General features: G+C 31.8%; 4 protein-coding genes. All 4 read right to left on the bottom strand.

Going from position 1 to position 1,958, the window contains the following annotated elements; all coding sequences use genetic code 11:
- Positions 1–618, bottom strand: a 618-nt coding sequence (locus tag U9R23_01450; GenBank protein MEA3475102.1) for a DUF262 domain-containing protein, incomplete at its 3' end; no start/stop codon positions are given.
- Positions 619–866: 248 nt separating this feature from the next.
- Entirely contained in the window at positions 867–1,109 is a 243-nt protein-coding gene (locus tag U9R23_01455) for a hypothetical protein (protein ID MEA3475103.1), read from the bottom strand.
- Between the two features lie 126 nt (positions 1,110–1,235).
- Entirely contained in the window at positions 1,236–1,577 is a 342-nt protein-coding gene (locus U9R23_01460; GenBank protein ID MEA3475104.1) for an MmpS family transport accessory protein, read from the bottom strand.
- A 198-nt stretch (positions 1,578–1,775) separates the two neighbouring features.
- Positions 1,776–1,958, bottom strand: a 183-nt coding sequence (locus U9R23_01465) for a TrmO family methyltransferase (protein ID MEA3475105.1), incomplete at its 5' end; no start/stop codon positions are given.

A 1,958-nucleotide genomic window follows, 5' to 3' on the forward strand; every position in this document is an offset into this window, starting at 1 on the left:
CACTTTATGTGTTGTTATTCCTTCTGGCAACTTATCTCTGTTCTTATCAAGGTATTCATTTAACCAACCATCAAATTCCGTTGAATCTATATATCTTTGATTAGAATTATTAGGATCTTTTGCAGACAGTATTGAGAGCGGAATTATACCTGTTTCAGTCCATTTTCCTTTATCTTTCCTTATTCGATTCCAAGATTGATAAGTAGCGAAATAATATTTATAAGTTACCGATTCTTCATAGTCTCCATTTAGGACTTTATTTAAATTCAGAAAAAACACATAATATGATTGCCTATTGGGAAATTTTTTCTCTGGATTATAAATTGCATAATATAATGAAGCCAATCTCTGTTGACCATCAAGTATTGCTTTTTTAGGAATGCCTTTTAATTCTGCTCCCCAAACTGGGTCCCATTCCTCGTTCTGAGCTTCTTCTGGATTTAACTCCCATAAAAGAATGAGTCCGGCATAGTAGTTTTGTAATATTGATTCAATTAAATCACAAACCATACTGGGTTGCCATTCAAATCCTCTTTGAAAATATGGAATCACATAAGAACCACCATGTACATTTTTTAGTAAATCTTCCACCTTATCAGTTCCGGGATTTTCAGCCATTTTGTATTACCTCCTTTTTCGTATCTGTAAACTTAATTTAGCCTAACAATTGCATAAACGCAACATTGTATCTATGCTACCTAAAACAGGCGCATAGACGCAATTGTGTAACAGTCAAGTTTTATTGCAACCCCCACCCAGCAAGTTTGCATACTATTATTATCTTGCATAAATTTCATCTCTTATGTCCAGATTTCGCAGTTACTTTTTTTTCTTTACGCTACCGTAATATTCTTCTAACAATTTTTTTATTTGTCTGATTGGTCTTCTTTATCCAATTCTTTGTTATCGTTTTTAACATTTTCTGATAAATCTGCTACCATATAATTTATATCATTTAATTTTTTATCTAACTCGGATAATAATCTTCTGTTTTTTACAACATAATTCCAAAGAATAATACCAATTATTAACAAAACAAGTAATAGAAAAAGAACCTGTGATATACTGTCTTTCATCTTTAACAATATAGTTGCCAGTGTGGTTTCCATCTTTCCTCCAATTTACTTAATGTTATTAGTCCACTAACTAAATAAAAACGCCTTTTAGAGCCTTATATTAAGTCAGCATTTATTGCTTTTGAACTTTTTTCCTTTTTGCCATTTACAGATTCAATTTTACAATAAACCACTTGCAGACGCAATACAATATGCTCCCGTACTTGTAGACCTTTTGAATTTCTTGCCATCCCTATAAATCGTTACAGTTACACTTCCAGATTGTCCTTGATTTTGAGCAGATATATAAACGAATTGGTCTCCCTCTCCCTCAAATGAATATGACCAAGGAATAGAAACATCGTTTGCTTGAGAAGTGCCTTCGTCTTTATTAGCATAAGTAACATCTACTTTATTGGCAGAACCAGTAACCTCATACTTAACATCAATAGAGAAATCAAAAATAGAACAGCCAATTAAAACTACTAATAAAATCACAAAGGCAAATAATAATTTTTTCACTCTTCCTCCAAATTAGTAAATGTTATTAATTCACCAGCATTAAGAAAATGTATTATAGAGTCATATTTTTAGTCAAGTTTTCTTAATTTGCCAACTTTTGTCATTATTTAAGCAAACTCCTTTTTAAAAACCAATCCACACCAAAAATCTGTTCCTTCTTAAGCTTATTAAATTGAAAAAAAAATACTATGAAATCTATCATTTCTTTAAATTGCTAAAGGAATTTATTTTCATCTTGATGTCAAGCACAGGACTTCCGTCAATAGCATCAAGACCTTCAACATAGAGAGTTGTCCCTTCAATTTTTATCAATCTGACATCCTGGATTGCTATTTTGGAAAGCCTATGCGGAGTGCGTGAAGCAAAAACACCAACCCTCTT

The sequence above is a fragment of the Candidatus Cloacimonadota bacterium genome (assembly GCA_034722995.1).
Classification (GTDB): domain Bacteria; phylum Cloacimonadota; class Cloacimonadia; order JGIOTU-2; family JGIOTU-2; genus JAGMCF01.

Bases quoted from the DNA above. Each gene is read 5' to 3' on its own strand.
- U9R23_01455 (MEA3475103.1), bottom strand. From the start codon at position 1,109: ATGGAAACCACACTGGCAACTATATTGTTAAAGATGAAAGACAGTATA.